The sequence below is a fragment of the Nocardiopsis prasina DSM 43845 genome, assembly GCF_000341265.1.
Classification (GTDB): domain Bacteria; phylum Actinomycetota; class Actinomycetes; order Streptosporangiales; family Streptosporangiaceae; genus Nocardiopsis; species Nocardiopsis prasina.
In genome coordinates, this window is sequence record NZ_ANAE01000148.1 from 1 (window position 1) to 222 (window position 222).

Annotated in this window: 1 protein-coding gene; it reads right to left on the reverse strand. The window is 74.3% G+C overall.

Translation table 11 applies throughout. The features are described from left to right. Positions 1–222: glutamate synthase-related protein (locus D452_RS28450; protein ID WP_193374247.1), on the reverse strand; the 222-nt coding region annotated here is incomplete at both ends.

The window sequence follows — 222 nt, forward strand, 5'->3', positions numbered from 1 at the left end:
GGTGCGGTCGCTGGGTGGCGATGCCCACCGGACAGTTGTTGGTGTGGCACGCACGCATGCCCAGGCAGCCGATGGCCTGCATCGCGGAGTTGGCCACCGCGACGGCGTCCGCGCCCAGGGCCAGCGCCTTGACGAAGTCGGCCGGGACCCGCAGGCCCCCGGTGATGATCAGGGTGACGTCGCGGCGGCCGAGCCTCTCCAAGTGGCGGGGGGGGCCGGGCC